This is a genomic window from Janthinobacterium lyxosi, from assembly GCF_051380665.1.
GTDB lineage: Bacteria > Pseudomonadota > Gammaproteobacteria > Burkholderiales > Burkholderiaceae_D > Janthinobacterium.
Window position 1 is genome coordinate 31,210 of record NZ_JBNYXM010000033.1, and the last position, 22,528, is coordinate 53,737.

The following is a 22,528-nucleotide window of genomic DNA, read 5'->3' on the forward strand; positions in this document are numbered from 1 at the left end:
CAGCAATGAAGCAGACTGTTCTTTTGACGCAGGGATCTCCGGCACTCGACCCGGCAGCACTGTGGCCGGCCTATGTCGCAGACCGGGACAGCGCCGTGCGGGAGCGCATCGTGCGCTGCTATTTGCAGTTTGCGCGGATGCTGGCAGCGAAAATGTACGCCGGACGCAGCAACTCGGATATCGAGTTTGCCGACTACCTGCAGTATGCCCGCGTCGGCCTGCTGGAAGCGATTGACCGCTTCGATCCGGACCGCGGCGTCAAATTCGAAACCTTTGCGGGAAGCAGGATCAATGGTGCGATGCTCAACGGCCTGGCATCCTTTACAGAAATTCAGGAGCAGATCGCGGCCCGCAAACGCACCGTTGCCGAACGCATGCAGTCGCTCGGCGACGCCGCTCCCGGCCGCGACAAGCCGGAAATGCTGTTCGGCTACCTGGCGCAGCTGGCACTCGGCCTGGCGGTTGGATTTGTCCTCGACGACACGGGATCGGAGCAGTATAGCGAACCGCAGTACCTGGACAACACCTATACCAGCGTGGAATTGAAACAGCTACGGGCAAGGATGAAGGACATGCTGGCCACCCTGCCGGACAATCAGAAAAAAGTCATCACCTATCATTACCTGCAACAGATTCAGTTTGAGGAAATCGCCAAGATGCTCGATCTGTCGAAAGGCCGCATAGCCCAGCTGCACCGCGAAGCGCTCGGCACGCTGAAGGTGACCATCAACCGTAGCGGTACACTGCATTGGAGCACATGAAGGCAACCATCAGGGTGTCCCGGCATGGACGGGACGACGCAGCAGCATCATCGTTTAACGCGACAAGGACTGGAATATTTTATGACGAACTCGACATTATCACTGCTTGACCAGGGCGAACTGCTGCAATTGGCGATCAATGCCAGCGAAACGGGCGATGCGGCAAGCGCCATTGCTTATCTGAAAGAGGCCGCAGGACGCGCTGATGCGTCGGCGGCGACGCATTATTTACTGGGGGCGGAATACGCGCAGAGCAAGCTGTATTCGCGCGCAATTGACCAGATGGAGGCCGCGCTGGCGCTCGATCCCGCGTTGCATACGGCACGGCTGCAGCTCGGTCTACTTTGGCTGGGCACCGCCCAGGGCGATCGCAGCCTGGCCGTGCTGGCGCCGCTCGAGGGGCTGCCAGCCGGCGAGGCACTGCACCATTTCGGCCTCGGCTTGCGCTACCTGATCGGTGACCAGATGGCGCAGGCAACGGCCAGCCTGCAGCAAGGCGTCGAACTCAATACGGGCAATCAGGCGCTCAACAGCGACATGCAAAAAATCATCGGCGGCATCGCCGCCCTGGCAACGGCGGCGGCCGAAGCACCGCCCGCAGTGGAGGAGCATGCGGGCCATCATATTTTGCTGTCTGCCTACATGGGCAACGAAAGCCATGGCCCACGCTGATGCGTGGCAACCTAATCTCCTCCCGAGGACTTGCCCATGACTTCCCCCATCGCGTCCGTCAGCCAGCTTGTCGCCGTGCTGCAATCACAGCTGTCAGCCAGAAATGGCGCCACCCCGGCGCAGGCAGGGCGCGCGAAAGCCGCCAGAGCTGCGGCGCCGGCGACCTATGCCGATTCGCAGCTGGCATCGTTGATCGATATCCGCATCCGGCAGATCGGGCCGGACGATCCGCGCCGGGGCCGCCAGGCATTCCGTATCTTCCTCGAAGTCGTGCTGCTCTCGCAGCTGGGCGAGGAACTGGTGAATGACCCCAAGTTCTATCAATTGATTGACGACATTCAGGCGGCCATGGAAAACGATCCGGCCTGCCGCCCGCTGGTCGATGAAGCGATCGCGCATTTACTGCAAGCCAGCTGAGGCGGCGTCGCCCCTGCTCAATTTTAATGAAGAGTGTTATGTTGCCCCACTATTTACACGCCGCCGCCTGCCAGCGTCCGCAGAAAACGGAATCCCCGCATGCGGCCTGATCTGGCTCTCCAATTGCTTGCCGACCTGTTGTGGAATGCACTGTTAATCTCGGCACCGCTGCTGGCAACGACGCTGGTTGTCGGTTTGCTCGTCAGCGTGGTGCAGGTCGTCACGCAGGTACAGGAAGCGTCGCTGACGTTCATCCCGAAAATTATCGCCGCAGTGGTCGTGCTGGTGGTATGCGGTCCCTGGATGCTGAAACGCCTGATCGCCTTCTCGGTCACGCTGATCGCCAACATTCCGACCTATTTTTAAGATGCAGGTCACTATTGATCCCGCATGGGCGATGGCGGTTTTTTTCACCTCACTGCGGCTGAGCGTGCTGCTGGTCATGACGCCTATTTTCTCCAGCCTGTCGGGGCTGGTAACAGTGCGTGTGCTGTTTACGCTGGCCATGAGCATGGTACTGGTTACCGGCCTGGGTACGCCTGCCACCCTGGTGCTCGAGCCGGGGCCGGTGCTGCTGGCGGCGGTAGCCGAACTGGTGCTCGGCGCGGTCCTGGCGTTTGGCGTCTTTGCCGCATTTGGCGCCTTTTCGGTGGCGGGGAAGATCCTGGATATTCAAAGCGGCTTCGGTATCGGCACGGTCTACGATCCGGTGACCCGCGCCGGCGCGCCCCTCTTTGCGTCGATGCTCAATGTGCTGGCCGTCGTGGTGTTTTTCGGCATGAACGGCCATCATGCCTTCTTGCGCGGCATTGCCTTTTCATTGACCCGCTTCGCGCCGGGCTCCGGCTTCACCCAGTTGCCGGTGGATGAGGTCCTGCGCCAGTTCGGCCTCATGTTTTCGCTCGGTGTCGCACTGATCGTGCCGGTCATGTTTGCTCTGCTGCTCATCGAGGCGGCGCTGGCCGTGGTATCGCGTGTCTTGCCGCAAATGAATGTGTTCGTCGTGGGCGTGCCTGTCAAGCTGGTTGCCGGGCTCGCGGTGTTCGGCCTGACAGTTGGCACCATGGGCCCCGTCATGACGCGCGTCTACGGAACGATTTTTCTTTTTTGGCAGGAGGCATTGCGTCATGGCTGAACAGGATGCCGACCGATCCGAGCAGGCCACCCAGCACAAGCTCAGCGAAGCGCGCAACAAAGGATCGGTCGCCCGCAGCAGCGACCTGAACGCGATGGCAGTCATGGCCGCGCTAATGATGACCGTCTACGGTAGCGGCTGGGATGCACTGCGCCAGACACTGCGGCTACAGCAAAGGATCCTGGCCCACGCCACCGTGCTTGAGTGGAGCGCCGATGACATGGCGGCGTGGATGGGCCAGTTGCTGATCGCCATGCTGCATATCCTGGCGCCGTTGTTCATGACGCTGGCGGTAGTGGCAGTACTGATCAACGTGGCCCAGACCGGACCGGTATTCAGCTTCCATCCGCTGGCACCTGATTTGAACCGGCTTAACCCGGCCACTGGCCTGAAGCGCCTGTTTTCGCTGCGCATCCTGTACGAAACGGCAAAGAGCGTGGTCAAACTGGTGATTTTATCGGCCGTTGCCTATCACGTGTTGCGCGATACGGTACCCGGACTGATGGGGCTTTCAGCGGTGGCACCTGCCCTGTATGCCAAGGTGCTGCTGTCGCTGATCGGCGCCCTGCTGGTCAAACTGGTTTTGGCGCTGTTCCTGATCGCGGCTGTAGACCTGGGTTACACGCGTTGGGATTTTGCCAAACGCATGCGCATGAGCAAGCGCGACATCCGTGACGAATCGAAGAACCGCGAAGGCGATCCGCGTATCCGGTCGCGCATCCGGCAATTGCGCTTTGAAATGCTCAAGCGCAGCAAGGCTATGCAGCAGCTGCCAGGCGCCGATGTGCTGATTACCAACCCTACCCGCCTGGCAGTGGCCTTGCGCTATCAGCACGGCGAAACGGGCGCACCGCAGGTGGTCGCCAAAGGCGCCGGTGAGCTGGCACGCTCGATGCGCGAGATCGCGGGTAAGCATCACATCCCGATCGTGCAAAACAAGTTGCTGGCGCGCGCGCTGTTTCGCGAAGTTGATTACGACGGCTACGTGCCGGAAAAGCTGTATCCACAAATTGCCAAGATCATGGTCTGGGTGTACACGATGCGCGAAAGCAAGCGCACTAATGAAGGGTAGTCTGATGTTGTCTCTGCGTCGAATTTTTAATAACAATGCCGATCTGGTGATGGTGTTGCTGGTAGTCGGTATTCTGACAGTGCTGTTTGTCCCGATTCCCTCGGCACTGCTCGATTTCCTGATACTGACCAATGTGAGCTTTGCGCTGCTGATCCTGCTGCTCACGTTTTACATCGCCAGGCCGGTCGAGTTCTCGACTTTTCCGTCGCTGCTGCTGATCGCCACCCTGTTCCGCCTGTCGCTTAATGTGGCGGCCACGCGTCTGATTCTGGCCGATGCGGACGCGGGACGCGTGATCGGCGCCATCGGCGCCTATGTCGTCGGCGGCAACTATGTGATCGGCCTGATTGTCTTCCTGATCCTGGTGGTGGTGCAATATGTGGTGGTCACCAACGGCGCCCAGCGCGTCTCGGAAGTGGCGGCGCGCTTTACCCTCGACAGCATGCCAGGGCAACAAATGAGCATCGATGCCGATCTGAACATGGGTTTCATCGACCAGGAAGAAGCAAAAAAGCGCCGCAAGCTGCTGGAAAAAGAAACCGGGTTTTATGGTGCCATGGACGGCGCCAGCAAATTCGTCAAAGGCGACGCCATCGCCGGCATCGTCATCCTGCTCATTAATATCATCGGCGGGCTGGTGATCGGCGTCATGCAGATGGGAATGCGCTGGGACCAGGCGCTGCAGACCTTCACCCTGCTAACTGTGGGCGATGGCATTGTCACGCAGGTGCCGGCGCTGGTCATCGCGGTCGGTACCGGCATTATCGTGACGCGCTCGGCATCGGATGGCAACCTGAGCGCGGAAGTGCTGCGCCAGCTGACATCGTTCCCGAAAACCTTGTTCGTGGTCGCGGCCGCGCTGTCGATCCTGGTATTCCTGCCAGGAATTCCAACGGTACCGGTGCTGGTCATTGTTGCCGTGCTGCTGGCAGTCGGCCTGCTCGTGCTCAAGCGCGGGCCGGCAGAAGCTGCCGCGGCGGAGGAAGCAAGCACGGCGAGCGCCAAAGATGCTGCCGAACAAGACGCGTACGATATGTTGAAAGTCGAGCCGATTGAAGTGCTGGTCGGGGTCAACCTGGCGCCCCTGGTCAGCGGCGAGCAGACCATTTTCATGGAGCGCATCAGCGCCATTCGCAAGCAGTATGCACTGGACTCGGGCATGGTGCTGCCGCGCGTGCTGTTTCGCGATGCTGCGCACATGAGCGCCAATGCGTACGAGCTGCAGGTGTTCGGCGTCATGTCCGGCAAAGGCGAAATCATGACGGACCGTACACTGGCCATTCATGCTGGCGGCGAGGTCAAGCCGATCAAGGGCATCGAAACGCGCGAACCCACCTACGGCCTGCCCGCCGTATGGATTGCCGATAGCGACAAGGAAGTCGCGCGCGCCGCCCGCTACACGCTGATCGACCCGACCACGGTCTTCATCACGCATCTGAGCGAAGTGTTGAAACGCCAGTCCGCGATGCTGCTCACCCGTACCGAAACCGACAAGCTGATCGGACGCATCCGTCGCGAGCAGCCCGGCTTGGTGGAAGAACTGGTACCGACGATATTGTCGGTGAGCGACATACAGAAAGTGCTGCAGAATCTGTTGCGGGAAAAAGTATCGATCCGCAACCTGGAAGTCATTCTTGAAACCCTGGTCGACGTTGGCCGCACCAGCAAGGATCTTAACTACCTGACCGAACTGGTACGGCAGAAGCTGGGGGCGGCGATCTGCCAGGCATTGCTCGGCGACATGCCGGTACTCAATGTACTGACCCTGGAGCCAGCGATCGAGCATTCGCTGATGCAAAGCGTGCGTGCCGCTACTGCCGACGGTGGCGCGCTCGTTCTCGAGCCGCAGTTTGCCGAGCAGCTGCTAAGCAGGCTGGCGGCGCAAGCCGAACGCATGATGAAAAATAATATGCTGCCCGTTTTGATGTGTTCGCCGGATCTGCGGCGCCATGTGCGCGCCCTGGCAGAACGCGTCATCCCGCACATGCGCATTCTGTCACTGGCGGAAATCCCCGGCACGGTCAGCCTCAAATCCTACGGCGTCGTCACACTGGCGGCCGCATAAAGCATTTAAGCCAATTTGTGCATTTTTTGCATATTTTCCTAAACTTTTACAGTTTGCAGTGGATACGCTGTCATGCAGGACAAAACCTTTTCAAACGGCTGGCAGTGCATCCATCGAATGCAGCGGCATGCAAGGCGACGCCGGGCGCATACCTGAATTCATTCGACATTCCAACCTGGCGCAGTAAAATACTGCGCTCTACCTGGCGAGATACCTTTTCATGCTCAACCTAAGTGACCTGCAATCCAAAATCGCGCGCTTCGAGTCCTATCTGGCATCCGATCCTGACAACTGCAATTTGTTGATTGACTTGGCCGACGCTTACCACGGCACCGGCGATTTTCCGAAGGCGCTGTCCTGCTTCGAGCGTGTCATCATGCTCAAGCCGGATTCAGCCGTCGGCCGCAGCCGGCGTGCCGCAGTCTATCTGTCACAGCACCGCTTTGCCGACGCAGAACTGGAGCTGGCTGGCATCATTGCTGGCGGCGTCACTGATCCGGCGATACACCACAATCTCGGGCTTGCGCTGTACCATCAGCGCAATTTTGATGCGGCACAGCAGCATTTTCTCTCTGCCGCACAGTCAGGTTTTTCCTATGCGGGCAACTGGAAATATTTGGCGTACAGCCTGCATCATCTCGGCCAGCTTGACGAAGCCATCGGTGCCACGGAAAAATGGGCCGCAACGGACGGCTCCACCGACAGCAGGGGATTTCTGGCGCTCCTCCACTTCGACCTCGGAGATCAGGCTCGGGCCAGTGTGATCGCGCAGCAAGTGTTGCAGGAAGACCCGGACAATACCGATGCTAACGAAGTCATCGCCTCGCTGGCGATGGAAAAGCAGGATATGGCGCTGGCGCGCGACACTTATGCGCGCATGATTATGCAGGCCCCCGATTACGGTCGCGGTTGGCTTGGACATGGCCTGTCATTGCTGCATGGAGAAGACAGAACTGGGGCCGTCGCGGCGCTCTCTACCGCTGCGGAAAAAATGCCTGGCCACGCTGGCACGCTGGTCGCATTGGGTTGGTCTCACTTCATTGCCGAGAATTTCAGCAAGGCTGAGCAGGTGTTTCGCGACGCTATTGCGCTTGACCGGAATTTCGCCGAATCGCACGGTGGCCTGGCCTCGGCGCTGGTCCATCTGCATCGCATGGAAGAGGCGAAACAGGCAATCTTGCTTGCCGACAAGCTTGATCCTGCCAACTTCGGCGCAGTCTATGCCAAGGCCGCGCTGTTGCAACTGGAGGGACGAAGTGCGCTTGCCGACCGCCTGATCGACCGCGCCCTGCATAGCACGCCTGTCGCCGGCGGTAAGCCGTTGATCGAATCGCTGGCGAGATTGAAGTTTGGCCGATAACACTAAGCAGCCTATTCGGTTCTTTCCTTTGGCACAGCCCCCCTTTGACTTGCGGAATGCTAACTCAGCCAGGCGTCAGTCAAAGTAATCTTGTGAAAAAAACGAAGTAAAACTGTGAACAAATTTCACTTGTGGCGAATTTCAGAACAACACAGTGTTTAAATACAAGCACTTAGACGTATTTGCGAATTAATTATGTGAAATTATTAGTAGAGCGTTTTCGTTGCTCTCCCAGCAATGAAATATAGGTGCCTGGATGGGTGCGCAAACGCTAGGTTTGACGCTCCAATTCCGTGACGCCAAGCAGGTCGATGCAATCGACCCAATCATTCCATGATGCATCCAACGCGGCGGTAAAACCGATCAGTGTGAAGTCGAAATTGTCCTCTTCAAGCGCCGGCTGTCCGACTTCCCATTCGGCAACGCCATACAAGGGCAAACGATGACCGCGCCGGAGCAGATACGGGGATTCTGTCGCATTAGCGCTCGCCAGCGGGTCGATCAGGAAAACTACGGTGTTTGAACGCTGGACGAATCGACATGCTCAACTTCAAAGGGATGCGCTTTCCGATCGACGTGATCTTGGTTTGCATCCGCTGGTATGTAGCTTACCCGCTGAGCTACCGACACTTGGAAGAGATGATGAAAGAGCGCCGCGTGTCGGCCGACCATTCGTCGATCAATCGGTGGGCGATTCGTTTCCTGCCCTTGGTCGATAAGATGGCCCGTAAACACAAGCGCCCAGTCGGTGGCAACTGGCGCATGGATGAGACCTACATTAAGGTCAAAGGCGTCTGGAAATACCTGTACCGCGCCGTCGATAAGGAGGGAAAGACCGTCGACTTCCTGCTCACAGCCAAACGCGATATGGCTGCGGCGAAGCGCTTCTTCGACAAGGCCATGGGAGCGAACGGCGATCCGGAGCAGGTCGCGATGGACAAGAGCGGCGCCAACAAGGCGGCGATCGATGCGATCAACGCTGGCCGCGACGTGCCGATCGTGGTGCGCCAAGTCAAATACCTCAACAACATCGTCGAACAGGACCATCGCGCCATCAAGCGGGTGACCAGACCGATGCTCAACTTTAAATCGTTCCGCGCCGCCCACTGCGTGCTCGCCGGCGTCGAGCTCATGCACATGATCCGCAAGGGGCAGTTCGCAATCAGCGGAGCCGATGCGATGTCATTCGCCGACCAATTTTACGCGCTGGCGGGTAAGGTCCGTCCGCAATGATATGGACAATGCCCTTCAAGGGAAATTCCGCCGTTTGATCAACAACGCGACACAACCGGCGGCGGGCTATCATGCCTTGCTTGAGCGAACCGCTCTTCTATTTCCTCATCCACATGAGACAGGTACTTGGATCGCGTATACGTCGAAGCCACGCTCGTGGCATGCAGCGTCGGCTTTATTAGCGTCGCCCCTTTAACTACCGTCATCCAGTATCCACGCGGAGGCAAAGGAATATCTAATGTTAGGCAGATTTTCCGCAAGGCGACATCCGACAGGGCGTAGAACTTGGCGACTTTGGTCATCGGTTCCGCCCAGACCTGATCAAAAAGCGCTTGCCTCTCTATCGTCTGGTGTTGCCAGGCCATCTCACCTCCACGGGCTGCGTCTAGCGGCGGCAATCGATCAAGATCGGCAAGCGAACATGGCAATTCTGCAAAAAATCAAATCCGATCGATTGACTCAACTTACCAAGCTCCGAGCCCAAGACGAAGCACCGTCGGCGGCCAATCATTTTCCACGGTAGCTGAACTGGATCATCTACCGTGGAAGGGTTACACTTTTGCTTGATCCAGAGCCTTACCCGAATCAACCCAATCTTTAACCCATTTCGGCTGGCGGCCACGGCCACTCCACTGTTGCGAGGCATCATTCGGATTACGATACTTTACTGCAACCGTTTGGGTTTTTACCCGGACACCATCACCGACCAACTCTTTGACCGATTTTCCAAGGCTCTGCGCAATTTGCAGAATTTTTGCCCGCGCTTCATCCAGATCCTTTTGCTCGCGGACCTTCAACTGCTTTTTGATGTCGTCCTGTAATGCACGCAATTCCGCAATGCTCAGATTTTCCAGATTCATAGAATTCACCTATTAAAACGTTTGAATGACTGGGAAATTAACACATTTACCTCCCCCATCATCCGTTCAGTTGCAAACTTTTTCAAAAAATTCCAAGCCTGCACCCAATTTGTGGCACCAGTCCTGGCCATCGCTTATTTTCTAGCGCACAACCCTAGCGGTAGCATCACGACAGATCGGACGTTAAGGCAATTGGCCAAATCCATTCCAGACTACCCTATCGCAGCGGCGGCCCGAAAAACTCCAGTGATGCATCACCTAGCGGATCGCCAGCCGCTACATTGGGCGCTTCCACGGCGTGTAGACGCTCGGACTCAGCATGGCGCGACCGTACTTCCGACGCCATCAGGCCAGCATACGCGAGAATACGCAGCCGGTTAATTCTCCTTGGACCTTTCGGAAAGCGCTGAAGATCATCAAAGAGGGCTGGAATATCCTCGCTCATCAGGACAAAGCTCATTCGCATTACCGCGCTCATAAAGCACTACTGGGTAACACGTGCGGTACCTCTGGGTTTTCCAGCTCCGGTCCGACACCAGCATGATGTGTTTTGGAAAATGCAGTCCCAGCATATTGAAAGCCTTTGACATTGGCAAAGATCGGATCTTTCAGCTCGGTGATCATATGTCTCGGAAAAGCTGCCTTGAGCGCCTTCCTGTAAAAGAACGCGGCACCGCCAACCAAAATGATATTTTTGAGATCGGCGGCATCTCCGACATAGCGAGTCATTTCGGCGACAGCTTGCTGCGGTATCTTGAGCGCCATGGCCAAATGGGGCGCAATATCGTAGTCGGACTGAAATATCACCGGCTTCTTGCCTTCCCGTAGCGCCCGGTCAATCACATCGTAGTCTCGGTATTGTGATGCAGTAGTCCGACTAATGCCATCGGAGATCGACTGCAACACGTCGAACATGCCACGGTTGACTGAATGGCTGCGCTTTTCCACTTGTTGCATCCCGTGAGAGACAATCCAATCGAAAGTACGCCGGCCAGGATCCACAATGAGACGGCGCTCCTTGCGTAACTCGGCGACCCGGTTATACGCAAGGCCGTAATACATGAGAGCGCCAGTCGGCTGCGCCACTGCCTTGACCCGCGCGATAGTGACCCGCTTGCCGTTCCCTAGCTGATGCTCACCCTGCACCTTTTTTTCTAATGCCGCTACCCAGCGCCGCTGCTTGAAGGTGGCGACAGGAAGACCAACGACGAGAAGATCGATATGCTCCAGTTGCATGTAATGCACAGCCCCCAGCAATAACGCCATGTATTCATGGGGTAAGGCAATAGTGATCGTTTTGCAACATATTCACTGAGAAAACATCTGCTGCCAAATGGACATCGGGACCAACTTCGTAAAACAGGCCCTCGATCGGCACAGTCGTCGTCTTGCGCTTTGCGCCCCAGGCATCCTGGTCACGCAATGACTCGGATGGCGCTGCCTGTGAAGGAAACATGTCGCATTGCGGGGCCCTATCCTCTTTGATACCGATAATAAATTTCGTGTTCCCACGTCCCACATCGACCGCCCGTACCACTGGATTCATGATCCTCTCCTGCCGAACTCATTTCAAAAATGTACTGCCAAACAGCATGCCCTGAGAACAAACAGAATGCGTTTTATGCGCCTCTTTTCAATTTGCCGCATCCCCAATGCATTTGCAGTGCGACTGGAATGGTTTTCGCACCGAGGCGGCGCCCATCTTGGCCTTAAGACCTGCTCTCCATCTGTTCCCCACTCGTTGTGGAAACGTTTTCCACCCAATGTGCCGAGCTCCGCATCGACATTCGTCAATACGATTTACAATCAGAGGTATCACTCTCCGTTCACTTCTCAAGTGAAAAAAACGTTTTTTGGGGTCTTACAATTTAAATTGGGGTTCAATTACAATTTTTCGCGGTCAAAAATCCCCTTGACTTCGATTTTCGCGCCGCCTAATCTGGGAGCACTGTCTGGACCTGCGTCCATGACCATCGCGGTCTCAATGCAGCGCCCGTGAGCGAAATCACCGTCGCAGTCGTAACCTGCCACTGTCGACTGGATCACCAGTCCGTTATGAAGGAGCCATGGAACCATGGCCCACTGTTCTCTGTATCCGATCCTCGAGATCGACGTCCGTATCCAATCATTCCTGCACCGCCGTGAGCCGTCGGGAGCATCATCGCCTGCTGAACGCGATGCATGCAGATAGCCCATAGACATGATCTGGGGCGTGTCGGCACGACCGGCATCTCAGCAATTCCCATTACACATTTCCCCTCGTGCGACCATCCTCGGATGTCGACATGCCGCCGTTGCCCGTGAGGCTTCGAGCATATCGGTATGCACGTAGCGCCAGGAGGTCCGGTGGTAGGACCTTGGATATCGGCGTGGGAGATGGACTCCTTGACATTCAATAGTTGGGCCTGGCAGTCAACCAGGCAGCCTTTGCTACGCACTGTGCGTGGCACTGCCCGCCCTTGAGGCGGGGGTAGTCGGGCAAGGCGAAATCCACCCGTCTTCGGCATGCGCATTTTTAAGAGACCATTCGCTCGCGCGATAGACCCTATCCAAGAAAGCAGTGCGCCCAGGGCACACGCATTGCCTGCAATTCCTCGCCCGCAGGACGAACGCACATTGGCCGCGTCTCGCCGCACCTGGAAAATGGCCAAGCATTCGACGTGGTACTGACAGCGCCACGTCGGTAAATTGTTTCAACGGGACTGCACAGCTTCGTGATACCACATCCGAGGAGCAGGAGGACGAGCGTGCAACGGGACTATCCGTCTGCGCCAGATGGCATGCGGCTGCGCGGTGAGGGTGCCTGAACAAGGAGATTGGTGATGACGAACAACAGCAACTGGAAAACCCAACTGGACATGATTTTGTTGGAACATAACGGCAAGCATGCGTATCGCAACAAAGTGGTGTCCCACAACACCATGGAAGCGCGCAAGCTGGGCCTGGAACGCGCATTTACCACCCTGCGTGCACTGGGATTCAAACCGACGCCCGATAACCTAAGCAGCAAACACCTCTGCGCACTCATGCTGCACTGGACGGGAAAGACCATCGGTTCCCCGCGGCAAGGGGTGGCGAAGACGGTGCGCCAGCCGTTCAGCCCCGCCTACATCCAGCAGCAAATGAGTTTTCTGCGGGTGTTTGCACGTTGGATCGGCAAACCCGGACTGGTTCAGAGTGCTGAGCAATATGTCCATGATGTGCACCTGGTGACTCGGCACTACAGTGCAGACAGCGACAAGAGCTGGACCGGGAATGGCGTCAATGTCGACACGATAATTGATGCTGTGACGGCCATGGACGACAGGGTCGGTACGCAACTGCGCATGCTGCTGGCATTCGGACTGCGGCGTAAGGAAGCGGTGATGTTCTGCCCGCACGCCGCCGAGGTACCAGCCTACGCATTGCCGGCCGGTTACACGCAGCACGGCACTGACGGTTTCATTAGTTTCTTGCGCATCAAACGCGGCACCAAGGGAGGCCGCTTGCGTTTCGCGGCAGTACGTAACGATGCACAGCGCAGGGCGTTGAGCGAAGCCTGTCGCCTCGCCCGCTTCCGGCACTCGCATATCGGGCACCCGGATTTGACACTGAAACAGTCGCTCGACCTGTTTTCCAACGTCGTGCGCAAGGCTGGCTTGACTAAAACCGACCTTGGCGTCACTCCGCATGGACTACGCCACGAATTCGCGGGGGATCTCTTCTTTGACATTGCCGACTGCCAGGCACCGGTGCGCGCCGGGCAACTGTGCCTGGACACGGAAGCACTACGCGCGCTCTACCATCAGGTGGCATTGCAACTTGGGCACAACCGCCCACAGATCAGCAATGCCTATCTCGGCTCCCCCATGCAGAAAAAACCAGTACAGGAGGCTGATTGTGACCTTGTCCCGTGATGATAGAACTCACCGCCCTATTCCGCGGCGTGATCAGTCGCGTACGTCCGATGAAAGGCGGCGTCGCATGCCGCTGTCTTCCATCGTCTGCCGCCTTGCATCGCGCTGTATCAATGCCTGGCGACTGCGCCACAGACCACGTCACCGCCACAACGTTGCCAAATCCCGCGCTGTGCTGCGGCAATTGCGCTCCTGGGACGGCCCGTATCTGAACCCCAGATGCATCGCCTTCCTGCGCAAGGTAGATCCGCTGATATTCGAGGAAATAGTACTGACGGCGCTGGAAGACTGCGGCCTGTTTGTCTGGCGCAATGTGCGCTACACCGGCGATGGCGGCATCGATGGCAAGGCATGGCATCCGCGCCATGGATGGTGCGCGGTACAGGTAAAGCGGTATTGCCAGCATGTGTCAGCCGACCATGTGCGGAAATTTGCTGAGTTGGTGGCAACATATCGGTATCCCGCCGGCCTGTTCGTCCACTCGGGACGCAGCGGCGCGGCGCTTTACCAGCACTTGGGGAATAGTCGGCTCACTCTGATCAGTGGCGAACGGCTACTGGAACTTCTGTTACAACGCCAACTGGGCCGCCTATGGTAGTAACGGCCTTCTAAAACCGAAGTAAGCAGTTCCGAATGTAAAGAAATGGATCGCCGCCAGATGCCTATACGCGGCGATCTCATTGTCCGTTTCAACCTGGAACGGTGACGCGGAAGCCAATTTCTGGCTCAACGCGATCCACCTCATGCGCGCGCAGATGAAAGACTCCCGCGACATCCCCCGAAAACCAGTGGCCGCCCCGGATCAGGGCCTCGCCACTATAATCTTCTCCAGCCGATAGGCCGTCGCCAGCTCCGCTCTGATACAGCAACTCCTCAATGCGATCTACCGTGGGCGAGTTAATGGGGAATGGCCCAGCAACAATACCATCCGCATCCCCCTGCACGTCGTCGAAAATCCATGTATAGGCATTTCCAGATACGTCATGAATCACTTCACCGTTGGAGAGAACATGCCAACGGCGTTCAGACAGACACGTTGAGCGGTGAATACCTGGCTGTGGCCCCTCGCATGTCCCCTTGTGCAGCCCTTGATACAGCCGACCATGTCCCACTGCGCCGCCAGTCCAGTTGATGGGCTGGCGCATGATGTTGCAGGCGATGGCCAATGCCTGCCGCTCTGTCAGCAGTGCCATGCCACTTTCGACACTGATCCTTTTCGCGCCCCAGAACGAGATCGACGTCCAGGGAGCTGTCCACGGGTCAATCTGAATGGTTTTGAATGCCCCCTCACCACACAGAAATGCACCAACACGGAATGCCGGCACCACCTCGCCGCCGACAACGGTATCTGGCACGGTCACCAGACAGTTGTTTTGCAGAGTACGGGCGATGACCGCATCACGAATGGCGCCGGACCGCGACGGCGCCTCAACCTCGCAGGAGACAGCATATGCAGCCAAGGCCGCCAACACATGACGGTCACTTGCAGCTTCCAACAAAAGCCGCTCGGCCAAGCCGGCCTGTGATTCCCGCGAAGTATGGTGGCATGAGATAGTCGAAGCCGCAGTGGTACGTAATAAACCATGCAGCGCGACTAAGGAAGATGCATTGTTCGACATGCTAGCCTCCGATAAATAAGAATGTAGGAGGTTCAGTGTAAAAGCGTAAGACGGCTTCTCAAGTCGCCGCCACGCCATTACTGCATAGAGGAATGGACATCGATGCGATGACGCCGTCAAGGCTATCAATGGCTTGAGCAGAATCCCGGTACACGCCGCCTGCGATGCAGCTGCGGCTCTGAAGGAAATAAATGGCCCGGTGCGTGTCGTGCCATCAAGCCTTCACGGCAAACCGCTGCGCCCTATCGCAATACACCTAACAAAAACGCCTGTGCCAGTTGAGGCGCGGCAGGAAGACGACGGCCACGGCTTGAAGTTTCACCAGGTGCGTCTAAAATGAGCATGCTTTTTGTGGGAATCGTTCTCACATTGCTCTTGTGTTCGCCAATCGCTGGCAACACAAGATCTTGCAAAATAGGTCTATCTTGCAGGCGTAGCGGTCGTTACCCGCCACCATACATGTCGGCTCACGCCGACGACGTGTTGTTCAACGTCATATCCAACGTACGGTATTTTTCTCCGCACGCATTTCGCTCTCCCATCTGGAGAACGACAGCAATGGTGCGATGCCGTTGCCATCCAAGGCCCAACTTTCGAGTTCCGGGCCTTCTTTTGTCCGCGCGCGGTATAAGCAAAAATACCTGCGTTTTCATGCTTAGTCGGGGACCAGCGTACCCGATACAGGGCACAGCTGTCTCCACGCATTTCTGGAGGCTTCTCATGTCCACACCACTTTTCTTTTCTTCCAGCTCTTTTCACTGTCTGCTTGTCGGTGGCAAGTGCAGGAAAAGTCCATGGCTGCAACCTAGCACGGCCTGTCTCTTGCTGGACGTCAGCGCTATCGCCGGTGGCGGGGAGACATCTACGACACCAGGCTCTATCGCAGTGAATCGGAGAAACAGGCGATTCCGTGTATGGCGCCCCCGGTAAAGGTCGCGGAAATGGCGCCGTTCTGTGTCCTGACCTCGTTTTTTTTTGCGGGAACGTTGTGGTTCCCGCCTGGGATCTGCCGTTCCCATTTTTCATTAAGGGGAACATCATGTCCAATAAAGCATACCGTGGCAATACCCAGCAAAGCGATCGCGATGACCAACCGTCAGGGCGTGATACTTGGCAATTGCCAAACGATGAACAGTCAAAAACGGTGCATCGTCCAACCTCGACATATCCACATCGCCCTGCCAAACGGAAAATAACAGCTTTGGAAGAGTGCGAGCAGCGGGCATGGATCAACTTTTACCGGAACATTGGTGATCCACTCGTGGCGGCGGAAGTACTCCGTCTACTCGACAGCAATGGCGAGATCAGATCAGACCATCTCGGTCTGTATCTTCAAGCGAAACGATCGATTCGCATGCATAAGCAACGTCAACTGCGTGCGGAACATCTCGCGGCTGCCCTGCGTTTCTGTGGGCGTATGCTGTTCATCTTGCCGCTTACCGCGCTGTACAGTCTGATGCGACGTTTTGTCGGGCTCATCGGCAGCGTCCTGGTTGCGTGCGCACAGCAGCGTATCACTGAGCCAGCTGCCGAACGCCTGCGCGATGTGGCGCGGAAAGGGAAACCTGCCAAGCCAGCTGGAACGGATGGTGTCACGTCTCCGGACGACACCAAGGCGACCAGTGCTCAGCCAGCGGGCAGATAGCTGGGACAAGTTAGCATGACTTGCAAATGCTTGCGACGGTATCGTCGATCAGCCGATGAAACTTCCGCGAGTCGGGTGATGTGCCCCAGTAGTATTGTTTGCAGCGTTCGACATAGACGTCGAGATCGTCGATGCTTTTCACCCCCTCAGGCTGAATCAAAGTCAGGTGTGTCAAGCGTTCGACGTCTCTCGACGTCAGTCGAATAGAGTTTCCCAGTCTTAGCATAAGAATCCTGCCCCTCCATGCATATGCGCGCAACGTAGCGACCGCTGACAAGGCAATGCCAATACGGAAGCACCGCTCATCATAGATACGGTCAGACCGCAATTCAAGCCTCCGTATGTCATTGGAGGTACTTTTGGCTGTTCCTCTACATAGAGGATCGCCCTAAGTAAATTGAGGTCGCCTGTGTTCATCCATAGGGTGCGTCCTGCGTACGCGTCGGCCTGTTCAGGCGCGTCAATTTTGTTGTTCCTTTTGTACGAAATGCCTATCCCCCTGCCGGGAAAACCGTTCCCGAATGGGACACCGTTTTCCCTTTCTTGAATCCATTTTGGGAGAACGTGATGACCTCTCTACATCTCATGTCGCGCGAAGAACTCGCTCGTGAACTCGTCGCTGCGCCAAAAGCCCGCAGAAACACAGCAACAACAGATGCCACCTCGACGCCCAATTGCCTGAGGACACCTGCATATGATCAAAAGGTGCGGCGCAAATTGGATCTCGCAAGGGAAATCCTCCTCCGAGATCTGGCTGAGCCATTGAAACGTACCTGGAGTTTGACGTCGCCAAAAACAGTGCGCGAATGGCTCACCATCCGCTACTGCGGCGTTGAGCGGGAGATTTTCCTGGCTCTCTATCTGGATGTCAAAATGCGTCTAATCGATACGGAGGACCTGTCGGCAGGCACACTAACAACCACCAGCGTCTATCCGCGCGAACTGGTCAAATCGGCACTCCGCCACAACGCCTGCTTCATCCTTTTTGCACACAATCATCCATCTGGCTGCCCCGATCCCAGTGACGCCGATGTGAACTTGACGCGAACGCTTCGCAAAGCGATGGCGCTGATCGATATTGAGGTGCTCGACCACGTCATTGTCGGCTCCGGTGATTTTTTTTCGTTTGCTGAGAAAGGTCTGATGTAGGAGGGTGAGGTGCCTGGAAGTGCATTCGGGATCGCAATACCCAAGATCCTGCCATGGATCGACATGAGCGCTGGATATTCGTCTTTTCAAAGGAGAAAGCCATGCGTAGCTTCTTTACCCGGGTCAGTTATGCCCTGGCCAAGACCCACCGGCTGTTCAACCTAACCACAGCACGCCATGCAATGGATGCTGCGGCCGCTCATGCCGAAGCTGATGGCATGGTCGATGCGGTACGCGGCCACATGCAGCCGCCGCTCATGTTGCTCGGAGCGCCTGCACTATGTCATGCCTGGCTGGATGGCCATCATTTTGCGCGATGGTTGCGTGAATGCATTGCCATGGATACCGGCCTCCACGGAGTTCAGCTGCTGGCAGATAGGGGCCTGTTTCCCGGCCCCGAACGCAGAACTCACGACGGCAATTCCAGTCATCTTTTGGAAGAACAACAAACGCCGTCTGGCACATGATCTGATGGCTGAATGACTACCTCACGCCGGTATCTTGCCGGCATCCAGCCTGACCTGGACTGCCTCCTGCTAAGGAGGATATGTGTCCCGGTCAGGCGGGCCACGTTTTTTCAATGGAGGCATTGAAAATGCGTTTTACGTTCAATAAGAAAGCCCAACAAACCGCCCTGCAGGCACTCAAACATCTGGAAACCGGATCGTTCGCCAGCGCCGTCCTGGGCGCATTTAGCGCCAGTCCTCGTACCACCGCCTTGGTCGCCCTTGGCTTGTTTGTCGTTTGCCGTGTCTGTACGACCATTATCGTCGGCATCGAAGACACGGAGAAAAAAATAGAACAAGGATCCAGGCCAATGCCAGAACAGCCCGGCAGCCGCAGCGAAGAAAATACAACCAATTAGGCTTGCCGCCACGCGCAAATGAACTACACTTTCGTCACAGAGAAAGAACTGGAGGAATAGCATGTCATTCGCCAACATAATTATATCGGTCGACATTGCTGCTGCGGTGGCGGCAGTGGCTATTACCTGGCACTACGTTCGACAGACGAAGAAACAACGCAATGTGAAAACATCACAGCCCGACCGCCCTTACAGAATCGCCGACGTGTTTGTCGGCGATATTTTCAACGATCGTTTTCTGCACGGCTCCGCTCATAGGTCATCAAGGCAACTAGTTTTGCGCCATATCCCATCGATTACACCAAGCCAATCACCGCCTCGATCTGATCTTTCAACCCTTCCGGGTGATTCGTATGACGCCTCAGCTCGTCATACACGCGTGCACGGCCACGCGGGTTGATATGCCAGCCCCTACCCCACTTTTTAGCGGCGTAGCTCTTAAAGTCACTTCGAGCAATCCCCATCTCACCCAGCAACATCCACATTGCGCCCAGGTCGGTAGGTTCTACGCTCCCCTCCCCGGCCCCTGCATTCGACGCGACCCTATTCTGTACCTTCGCGCCGCCATCGTCATCTGCTGCTATGTGCGCGGCGGAATCAGGCAGTTCGCCAGGCTCATCGCCAGCGACGCTAGCCGGCTCAAACTCGACAGGACCCGTACCATTCAACAGCGTTGCCGATGGATCCGTCAGGCGCAATGCATCCCCATTGCACTGATTCGTTAGCAGCATGGCGACATCAATGGGGGCCTGGAGCTCGATGATCCAGTGAGCGGTTTTCACAGGACGTCCATCATCACCAATACGCGACACCTCGCGCAACATCTTCGTGATGTAGAAAGTAGATCGATTTGAATCCAGATACCCTCCAATTTTCCCTCCGCGCAGACAGGACACTGCTTCCAACCGCTCAATGGCACGACTCATTGCATAGATGCTGTTGGTCGCCAGTTCAAAGGCATCGATCGATTGAACGCCAGGAACGTAGAACACAAAACGCCCGGAGAGATTGCATTGCCGAGCCTGGAATTGCGGACAGCATTCAGGATCACAAATGCCGTGATTGTCGGGCCGCAGTTGCTTCGCTCGTCCGCCGAAGGTACGGATGATCCGCGTGCTGCCCGCCGCTACTTTGGCCGGCGCGAACATCATGCAATGCCGTGTCCGGCCGTCGGCGGAATACTCGCTCCAGTACCGCTTCTCGTTTGCACTCCATGTCGCCAGCTCATGCGGCATGATCAGCTGCCATATGTCGGTCGGAAAAATAACCGGGAATCGGTACAGACGCCGCCCTTCGCCACGGTCCTCCCCGTACAAATGCATGATCTGTTCGGGTATGTCACGATTGGGAAAGTCTTCTGGACGGACAGTAAACCAGGGAACATTTTTCGGTATCAAGGGTTTCTTAATCTGAGGAAACTGTTCCAGTATCCGATGAGAGATTTTCTGAAACGAGATGTTCTGCGCCACACCCTGCTCATAAATGGCAACAATATCCCAGTGCTGCGCCGCATCGGGTGTCAGGATCTGGATGCCGGCATGAATTTTCCCAGCGGTAGGGATACGTTTTATGCGGTGCCCCAGCACGGTGACGGGAGCAGCTTGGGCATTACGCAACGCTATTTCGCCATGGTTCATATTCCACTCCTTTACGGTTGCACGAGTTGGTATGTGCTTCCATGGTCGCCTGCACAGCATCCAAGTCAACCCTGGTCTTTCACACGGCGCGGCAATAGACATATAGGGAAAGGAACCACGTGATCGCCCTGTCCGGCGTCATAGGAAAATGAACCAGCGTAGGAGCCTGGATCGGGTTAGTTGGCGGACAAGGCATCTATCCGCACACTTGCGGATGTGGACACGACGTAGAGATCCTCTTCCAAATAACATTTTCTGGCTCATTGGTTAGCAATACCAACTCAAATACCCCGTCAAAACGGCAGTTTATTGGTCAACAACATGCCGGGAAATGGACCAACATGGGGCTACGCAGTGGCAAACGAGTGAGGGAAAGATGATGAATCCGACAAACGGCAACGTCAGCGTGATCCGTCAGGATCACGGCGAGATGAATCAAAAATTGCTGCAACGCCAGGCGCTGGCGTCACTCGCCCCGGTCGAGTCAGCCGGTCGCATCGTCAAAATGAGCCTTTCCAGCCCAGAGGGAAAGCGTCTGTTCCTCCGTTATTTTGATATTACGCAGCTCCACATGCACTACATCTCCAAAATTGCGCGCCTTTCTTTACCGTATGCCGATATCGAACAGGTTGAAAAGCAAGTACTTGAGCTTGTCGAGGAGAAAATAGACAGCATCGACAAGGAAATGGTCAGGGTAGAGCAGGAACTTCACAAGAACAACATCGATTCCCTGGCAACCTATGTGATTGAACCGCTCACGCTTGAGGTACGTATGCTTGGAAAGATTGGTCGCCGACTACTCGAGCTCATTGCCAAAGTCGATCAGTTGATGCCCATGCTGGAAACGTTGGCCATTGATGAACTAATCTCAGAAAGCCAGCTCAGTATCAAGAAGAACCTTTTTAAAAGAATGGTGCGTAGCGTTGGCGGCATCGTCCGTACGCTCAAGATTGGCCTGCAGAAGAAAAGTGCGGCGCTTGCCAATATAGACAAAACCGCTGCAGATAAAAAAAATGGAACTGACCAGATCGGCCATCCCGCAGCCAATGCATTGAGTTCTGATGATTCGGTTGCAAGCGATACGATTGTCGATGAAAATCCGTCAACCGACGCAAAGGTCATGACGATGCAATCGGGGGATGCACACAATTCCGATACCACTGAGGCCGGAGAACCAGTCAGCACGGCCGCTTCCAATACTGCACACATACCGGGGTCTACACACGGCCACAGTCGCCGAGACCATATCGATATGTCCTAAATGGAGCCCCTTTCTTGCTATGGGATGCGAGTTGCTATGAAGTTATCATGCGATCCTGTTGCAACATGGAAACTCCTTGAAAATCGCCAGTGCAAACAGCGAACACCATTGGCGCAGTATGCCTGGTATCAGAGCCCCGGCGATAAACAGTATTAGGCAACCACTGATTTATTCATTAAACGCCGTTCCTTGCGGCGGACCTACCAGATGCAATAACTGCATCCTGACTGTTCGCCATCAATCATGCAAAAGGGCTTTTCTGACCTTGAATACGCCGCCAAGAAGAAGCCGACGCGGCGCGACCGCTTCCTGGCCAAGATCGACAGCGTGACGCCGTGGGGCAGACTGCACAAACTGATCGAGCCGTTCTATCCGACGGTCTAAGGCGCCGGGCACCCGCCGATCGGGCTGGAGCGCATGCTGCGCCTGAACGTCGCCCAGCAGTACTTTCGCACTCGTCTTAAACCTGTTCCACGCTAAATATCACCATAAATCGAAGAGTGATAAGTAGGATTATCACGGAAGGGCAGGCCCATCCGATGCGTTGTTTTGCTTTCTACAGCGGCTTGCCGAGCGCCTGGCGGGTATGGTGGTCCTCGATCTGGTGCTCGTCCACTCCGCCTTCGGTGACGGGCGCCCTCCTCTGCCCTGGCCATCCACCGCCGGCGCCCCCCGCGCTATCGTCCACGCCAAGGCAGCTGCACGGCATGCCGGCACTCCCGCCTGGTGTGACAGCCTGCCGCAGGTGCCAGTGCCACCACTACTGGGTATTCCGGTCTATCGTGACCAGCGATTCCGGCCTATCGTGACCGGTCATTTCGGTCCATCGTGACCACCCATTGCGGTCTATCGTGACCGATTTCGGCCGCCACCGGAATCGG

The 22,528-nt window shown here is 56.3% G+C and carries 24 protein-coding genes and 1 pseudogene; 17 read left to right on the top strand and 8 right to left on the bottom strand.

The annotated features are described in order from the left end of the window. The first annotated feature begins 5 nt into the window (after positions 1 to 5). The 8 genes from ACQ4WP_RS24485 to ACQ4WP_RS24520 all read left to right on the top strand — a co-directional run bounded on the left by ACQ4WP_RS24485 (position 6) and on the right by ACQ4WP_RS24520 (position 7,482). Positions 6 to 761 carry a sigma-70 family RNA polymerase sigma factor gene (locus ACQ4WP_RS24485; RefSeq protein ID WP_436525194.1) on the top strand — a complete coding sequence of 252 codons (756 nt, stop codon included), beginning with the start codon at positions 6 to 8 and terminating at the stop codon, positions 759 to 761. A 24-nt stretch (positions 762 to 785) separates the two neighbouring features. Next, complete coding sequence (locus tag ACQ4WP_RS24490; RefSeq protein WP_436525196.1) at positions 786 to 1,433, top strand: tetratricopeptide repeat protein; 648 nt, start codon at positions 786 to 788, stop codon at positions 1,431 to 1,433. Between the two features lie 36 nt (positions 1,434 to 1,469). After that, a complete protein-coding gene (locus tag ACQ4WP_RS24495; RefSeq protein WP_436525198.1) occupies positions 1,470 to 1,850 on the top strand; it encodes a hypothetical protein in 381 nt (126 codons plus the stop codon). A 99-nt stretch (positions 1,851 to 1,949) separates the two neighbouring features. Next, entirely contained in the window at positions 1,950 to 2,216 is a 267-nt protein-coding gene (gene fliQ / locus ACQ4WP_RS24500) for a flagellar biosynthesis protein FliQ (protein WP_436525200.1), read from the top strand. Position 2,217: 1 nt separating this feature from the next. After that, positions 2,218 to 2,985: a flagellar biosynthetic protein FliR gene (locus tag ACQ4WP_RS24505; protein WP_436525202.1), complete on the top strand. Its 768-nt coding sequence runs from the start codon at positions 2,218 to 2,220 to the stop codon at positions 2,983 to 2,985. Beyond that, on the top strand, positions 2,978 to 4,057 hold the full coding sequence (gene flhB / locus ACQ4WP_RS24510) for a flagellar biosynthesis protein FlhB (RefSeq protein ID WP_436525204.1): 1,080 nt from the start codon (positions 2,978 to 2,980) through the stop codon (positions 4,055 to 4,057). The genes ACQ4WP_RS24505 and flhB overlap by 8 nt, the downstream gene beginning before the upstream one ends. 4 nt (positions 4,058 to 4,061) lie before the next feature. Further along, positions 4,062 to 6,122, top strand: coding sequence for a flagellar biosynthesis protein FlhA (gene flhA, locus ACQ4WP_RS24515; protein WP_436525206.1), 2,061 nt, complete (start codon positions 4,062 to 4,064; stop codon positions 6,120 to 6,122). 220 nt (positions 6,123 to 6,342) lie between these two features. Continuing rightward, positions 6,343 to 7,482 (top strand): tetratricopeptide repeat protein, encoded by a 1,140-nt coding sequence (locus ACQ4WP_RS24520; RefSeq protein WP_436525208.1) that lies wholly within the window; start codon positions 6,343 to 6,345, stop codon positions 7,480 to 7,482. A gap of 271 nt (positions 7,483 to 7,753) precedes the next feature. Here the strand turns inward: ACQ4WP_RS24520 and ACQ4WP_RS24525 are convergent, their stop codons facing one another. Continuing rightward, the gene (locus ACQ4WP_RS24525) at positions 7,754 to 7,915 is read right to left on the bottom strand and encodes a hypothetical protein (protein WP_436525210.1); all 162 of its coding nucleotides are present in this window, start codon (positions 7,913 to 7,915) and stop codon (positions 7,754 to 7,756) included. 107 nt (positions 7,916 to 8,022) lie between these two features. Here ACQ4WP_RS24525 and ACQ4WP_RS24530 point away from each other — a divergent pair, with 107 nt between their 5' ends. Next, a complete protein-coding gene (locus ACQ4WP_RS24530) occupies positions 8,023 to 8,715 on the top strand; it encodes an IS6 family transposase (RefSeq protein ID WP_436525212.1) in 693 nt (230 codons plus the stop codon). 38 nt (positions 8,716 to 8,753) lie between these two features. On the opposite strand, the gene ACQ4WP_RS24535 is transcribed toward ACQ4WP_RS24530, so the two are convergent. From ACQ4WP_RS24535 to ACQ4WP_RS24555, 5 genes are all read right to left on the bottom strand, one after another. Beyond that, positions 8,754 to 9,080 carry a cyclin family protein gene (locus ACQ4WP_RS24535; protein ID WP_436525214.1) on the bottom strand — a complete coding sequence of 109 codons (327 nt, stop codon included), beginning with the start codon at positions 9,078 to 9,080 and terminating at the stop codon, positions 8,754 to 8,756. Positions 9,081 to 9,266: 186 nt separating this feature from the next. Continuing rightward, complete coding sequence (locus ACQ4WP_RS24540; RefSeq protein ID WP_100876957.1) at positions 9,267 to 9,575, bottom strand: H-NS histone family protein; 309 nt, start codon at positions 9,573 to 9,575, stop codon at positions 9,267 to 9,269. 217 nt (positions 9,576 to 9,792) lie between these two features. Continuing rightward, positions 9,793 to 10,035: a hypothetical protein gene (locus tag ACQ4WP_RS24545; protein WP_436525216.1), complete on the bottom strand. Its 243-nt coding sequence runs from the start codon at positions 10,033 to 10,035 to the stop codon at positions 9,793 to 9,795. 14 nt (positions 10,036 to 10,049) lie between these two features. Further along, positions 10,050 to 10,841 carry a PRTRC system protein D gene (locus ACQ4WP_RS24550; RefSeq protein ID WP_436525218.1) on the bottom strand — a complete coding sequence of 264 codons (792 nt, stop codon included), beginning with the start codon at positions 10,839 to 10,841 and terminating at the stop codon, positions 10,050 to 10,052. Positions 10,842 to 10,845: 4 nt separating this feature from the next. Continuing rightward, positions 10,846 to 11,121 (bottom strand): ParM/StbA family protein, encoded by a 276-nt coding sequence (locus ACQ4WP_RS24555; protein ID WP_436525220.1) that lies wholly within the window; start codon positions 11,119 to 11,121, stop codon positions 10,846 to 10,848. A 1,276-nt stretch (positions 11,122 to 12,397) separates the two neighbouring features. Here ACQ4WP_RS24555 and ACQ4WP_RS24560 point away from each other — a divergent pair. Both ACQ4WP_RS24560 and ACQ4WP_RS24565 read left to right on the top strand, forming a co-directional pair. Beyond that, positions 12,398 to 13,471, top strand: coding sequence for an integrase domain-containing protein (locus ACQ4WP_RS24560; RefSeq protein ID WP_436525222.1), 1,074 nt, complete (start codon positions 12,398 to 12,400; stop codon positions 13,469 to 13,471). A 67-nt stretch (positions 13,472 to 13,538) separates the two neighbouring features. Next, entirely contained in the window at positions 13,539 to 14,069 is a 531-nt protein-coding gene (locus ACQ4WP_RS24565; protein WP_436525224.1) for a restriction endonuclease, read from the top strand. Between the two features lie 91 nt (positions 14,070 to 14,160). Here the strand turns inward: ACQ4WP_RS24565 and ACQ4WP_RS24570 are convergent, their stop codons facing one another. Continuing rightward, positions 14,161 to 15,090: a hypothetical protein gene (locus ACQ4WP_RS24570; protein WP_436525226.1), complete on the bottom strand. Its 930-nt coding sequence runs from the start codon at positions 15,088 to 15,090 to the stop codon at positions 14,161 to 14,163. Between the two features lie 1,039 nt (positions 15,091 to 16,129). Between ACQ4WP_RS24570 and ACQ4WP_RS24575 the strand changes: the two genes are divergently transcribed. From ACQ4WP_RS24575 to ACQ4WP_RS24590, 4 genes are all read left to right on the top strand, one after another. Next, positions 16,130 to 16,735: a hypothetical protein gene (locus ACQ4WP_RS24575; RefSeq protein WP_436525228.1), complete on the top strand. Its 606-nt coding sequence runs from the start codon at positions 16,130 to 16,132 to the stop codon at positions 16,733 to 16,735. A gap of 567 nt (positions 16,736 to 17,302) precedes the next feature. Next, a complete protein-coding gene (locus ACQ4WP_RS24580) occupies positions 17,303 to 17,884 on the top strand; it encodes a JAB domain-containing protein (RefSeq protein WP_436525230.1) in 582 nt (193 codons plus the stop codon). Positions 17,885 to 17,937: 53 nt separating this feature from the next. Continuing rightward, entirely contained in the window at positions 17,938 to 18,351 is a 414-nt protein-coding gene (locus ACQ4WP_RS24585; protein ID WP_436525232.1) for a hypothetical protein, read from the top strand. A gap of 128 nt (positions 18,352 to 18,479) precedes the next feature. Beyond that, the gene (locus ACQ4WP_RS24590; protein WP_436525234.1) at positions 18,480 to 18,749 is read left to right on the top strand and encodes a hypothetical protein; all 270 of its coding nucleotides are present in this window, start codon (positions 18,480 to 18,482) and stop codon (positions 18,747 to 18,749) included. 296 nt (positions 18,750 to 19,045) lie between these two features. Here ACQ4WP_RS24590 and ACQ4WP_RS24595 read toward each other — a convergent pair whose 3' ends face one another. Next, positions 19,046 to 20,386, bottom strand: coding sequence for a recombination directionality factor (locus ACQ4WP_RS24595; protein ID WP_436525236.1), 1,341 nt, complete (start codon positions 20,384 to 20,386; stop codon positions 19,046 to 19,048). Positions 20,387 to 20,762: 376 nt separating this feature from the next. On the opposite strand from ACQ4WP_RS24595, the gene ACQ4WP_RS24600 reads away from it, so the two are divergent. Continuing rightward, positions 20,763 to 21,647, top strand: coding sequence for a hypothetical protein (locus ACQ4WP_RS24600; protein WP_436525238.1), 885 nt, complete (start codon positions 20,763 to 20,765; stop codon positions 21,645 to 21,647). Positions 21,648 to 21,890: 243 nt separating this feature from the next. Continuing rightward, positions 21,891 to 22,097: pseudogene (locus ACQ4WP_RS24605) on the top strand (transposase); the annotation flags it as partial. Between the last annotated feature and the right edge of the window lie 431 nt (positions 22,098 to 22,528).

What these genes read in the sequence shown, in the direction of transcription:
- ACQ4WP_RS24495 (WP_436525198.1), top strand. Translation starts at nt 1,470, where the DNA reads ATGACTTCCCCCATCGCGTCCGTCAGCCAGCTTGTCGCCGTGCTGCAA.
- ACQ4WP_RS24485 (WP_436525194.1), top strand. Translation starts at nt 6, where the DNA reads ATGAAGCAGACTGTTCTTTTGACGCAGGGATCTCCGGCACTCGACCCG.
- ACQ4WP_RS24505 (WP_436525202.1), top strand. Translation starts at nt 2,218, where the DNA reads ATGCAGGTCACTATTGATCCCGCATGGGCGATGGCGGTTTTTTTCACC.
- ACQ4WP_RS24535 (WP_436525214.1), bottom strand. Translation starts at nt 9,080, where the DNA reads ATGGCCTGGCAACACCAGACGATAGAGAGGCAAGCGCTTTTTGATCAG.
- ACQ4WP_RS24545 (WP_436525216.1), bottom strand. Translation starts at nt 10,035, where the DNA reads ATGAGCTTTGTCCTGATGAGCGAGGATATTCCAGCCCTCTTTGATGAT.
- ACQ4WP_RS24540 (WP_100876957.1), bottom strand. Translation starts at nt 9,575, where the DNA reads ATGAATCTGGAAAATCTGAGCATTGCGGAATTGCGTGCATTACAGGAC.
- ACQ4WP_RS24565 (WP_436525224.1), top strand. Translation starts at nt 13,539, where the DNA reads ATGCCGCTGTCTTCCATCGTCTGCCGCCTTGCATCGCGCTGTATCAAT.
- ACQ4WP_RS24575 (WP_436525228.1), top strand. Translation starts at nt 16,130, where the DNA reads ATGTCCAATAAAGCATACCGTGGCAATACCCAGCAAAGCGATCGCGAT.
- ACQ4WP_RS24555 (WP_436525220.1), bottom strand. Translation starts at nt 11,121, where the DNA reads ATGAATCCAGTGGTACGGGCGGTCGATGTGGGACGTGGGAACACGAAA.
- ACQ4WP_RS24570 (WP_436525226.1), bottom strand. Translation starts at nt 15,090, where the DNA reads ATGTCGAACAATGCATCTTCCTTAGTCGCGCTGCATGGTTTATTACGT.
- flhB (WP_436525204.1), top strand. Translation starts at nt 2,978, where the DNA reads ATGGCTGAACAGGATGCCGACCGATCCGAGCAGGCCACCCAGCACAAG.
- ACQ4WP_RS24530 (WP_436525212.1), top strand. Translation starts at nt 8,023, where the DNA reads ATGCTCAACTTCAAAGGGATGCGCTTTCCGATCGACGTGATCTTGGTT.
- ACQ4WP_RS24600 (WP_436525238.1), top strand. Translation starts at nt 20,763, where the DNA reads ATGATGAATCCGACAAACGGCAACGTCAGCGTGATCCGTCAGGATCAC.
- ACQ4WP_RS24595 (WP_436525236.1), bottom strand. Translation starts at nt 20,386, where the DNA reads ATGAACCATGGCGAAATAGCGTTGCGTAATGCCCAAGCTGCTCCCGTC.
- fliQ (WP_436525200.1), top strand. Translation starts at nt 1,950, where the DNA reads ATGCGGCCTGATCTGGCTCTCCAATTGCTTGCCGACCTGTTGTGGAAT.
- ACQ4WP_RS24490 (WP_436525196.1), top strand. Translation starts at nt 786, where the DNA reads ATGGACGGGACGACGCAGCAGCATCATCGTTTAACGCGACAAGGACTG.
- ACQ4WP_RS24585 (WP_436525232.1), top strand. Translation starts at nt 17,938, where the DNA reads ATGGATCGACATGAGCGCTGGATATTCGTCTTTTCAAAGGAGAAAGCC.
- ACQ4WP_RS24550 (WP_436525218.1), bottom strand. Translation starts at nt 10,841, where the DNA reads ATGGCGTTATTGCTGGGGGCTGTGCATTACATGCAACTGGAGCATATC.
- ACQ4WP_RS24520 (WP_436525208.1), top strand. Translation starts at nt 6,343, where the DNA reads ATGCTCAACCTAAGTGACCTGCAATCCAAAATCGCGCGCTTCGAGTCC.
- ACQ4WP_RS24580 (WP_436525230.1), top strand. Translation starts at nt 17,303, where the DNA reads ATGACCTCTCTACATCTCATGTCGCGCGAAGAACTCGCTCGTGAACTC.
- flhA (WP_436525206.1), top strand. Translation starts at nt 4,062, where the DNA reads ATGTTGTCTCTGCGTCGAATTTTTAATAACAATGCCGATCTGGTGATG.
- ACQ4WP_RS24560 (WP_436525222.1), top strand. Translation starts at nt 12,398, where the DNA reads ATGACGAACAACAGCAACTGGAAAACCCAACTGGACATGATTTTGTTG.
- ACQ4WP_RS24590 (WP_436525234.1), top strand. Translation starts at nt 18,480, where the DNA reads ATGCGTTTTACGTTCAATAAGAAAGCCCAACAAACCGCCCTGCAGGCA.